Source organism: Seonamhaeicola aphaedonensis, from assembly GCF_003386195.1.
Classification (GTDB): Bacteria; Bacteroidota; Bacteroidia; order Flavobacteriales; family Flavobacteriaceae; genus Seonamhaeicola; species Seonamhaeicola aphaedonensis.
Map to the genome: position 1 here is coordinate 1 of NZ_QRDX01000032.1, position 1,543 is coordinate 1,543.

The window sequence follows — 1,543 nt, forward strand, 5'->3', positions numbered from 1 at the left end:
ACTTTTAACCAACGATGGCTCACGTTAGGGCTCGATGCCTGTCGATGGTGATTACTTAGTTAAGGGATTGTTAGTAATTTGGTTTAACCCTGAGATGGAACACATTTACTTTAAGATGCATTGTCTGCGAAGCAGCGTAGATTAAAGTTCGCCATCGGCGAATGTGTTCCATCGTTTGGTGTATGGTTAGTTGCGTAGTTAAGCACCTAATTTAGCAAATAAATCACAGATAGAATATTCCGCAGGAATGTTCGTAAGTCGGCAGTGACCAAGCAATTAATTATACACGGTGTTACCTACAGTTTTTTATTCCGTTTAAAATCAGTTGTTATTCCGCTTAATATTTTAGGATTAGCTTTTAATAATTCAGCACATTCAGTTATATAAATTTCAACAAAGTCTCGTCCATTTTCCGTCATCATTTTCAATCCGCCAGTTTCATCGAGATTATGAATCCAATAAAAATTCGTTGGATAGATTTGGTGATTAAATTCAATCGGTTCCGAATGATTTGTAATTCCGATTATTGGTGCGCTTGAGTCAAATTTAAAAATCAGAGTTGAGAATTCAATATCAGCTTTTTGAGTTGTTATATAATATTCATCTTTAATCCACTTTTTCTTGAATTTCGGAAATCCGAATTCAGATTGCAGGAAAGAGAAATTAGTCAAAATCTCTTTTTCTGATACTTTCCAAGTCGGTTTAAGAATGTCCATTTTTCAAATTGTAGGTAACGGTTTGTGTAAGGATAGTTGCGTGATTAAGCAACTAACTTAACAAAAATGGAACGAACCAGAGGAAAATCCGAAGGATTTTCCGAGTAGACATGAACCAAGCAATTATTTTTACACTTTGTTGGCAATAGTTTTTTTATTTTTAATCAGATGTACAATTGAATCCACTTCACTTTGCTTAATCCCATTTTCATTATGGAAGTCAGACTCTTTTTTTTCATAAATCTTTTTTTCTACTTCCAGCTCAGCTACAAGATTTAGAAGGACTTGAGATAATTCCTTTTCTTTGGCTTTATCACTATTTGGATTTATTATACTTTTAAAAAGTGAATCCGTTATCATTTCTAGTTCTCTCTCTCTATCCAAAAAAATTAGTGTGGCATCAAAAAATCTAGAGTCTTTATGTCCTTTTTTTAAATCATGAATTAAGACTCTCCAATCTTTGTGCTTTTGCATAATCTTTTCGGATATACTTTTTATTGAATCAATAACTGCAGCTTCAAACTCAACATCATCTTGAAAATTCTCTTCCATTTTGAAGAAATATGGGCTTCTGTCGTTTGTCAATTCTCCAATTTCTTGTTTAATACTTAAACATTGATGGGACTGCCTTAAAGCATCATATTTAAGGTATTTTTTGTTACAACTAAAAGTAGATAAAAGGACAAAAAATATTATTATTTGCTGAAATTTTGCCATTCTCTAATTATTGCCAACTCAGGGTTAAACGTAGTTCTGCTTTGAGAATGAAAAGATAATAAATTCTTGAGCAATAATTAGAGAAAAGCTCTTCCTTATAATCTCTAATT

2 protein-coding genes are annotated in these 1,543 nt (G+C 32.3%); both read right to left on the reverse strand.

Annotated features, from left to right (window positions below; translation table 11 throughout):
* Window positions 1–296 precede the first annotated feature (296 nt).
* Window positions 297–716 (reverse strand): hypothetical protein, encoded by a 420-nt coding sequence (locus DFQ02_RS14975; protein ID WP_104734372.1) that lies wholly within the window; start codon window positions 714–716, stop codon window positions 297–299.
* A gap of 129 nt (window positions 717–845) precedes the next feature.
* Window positions 846–1,433, reverse strand: coding sequence for a hypothetical protein (locus DFQ02_RS14980; protein WP_116525257.1), 588 nt, complete (start codon window positions 1,431–1,433; stop codon window positions 846–848).
* Window positions 1,434–1,543: the final 110 nt, after the last annotated feature.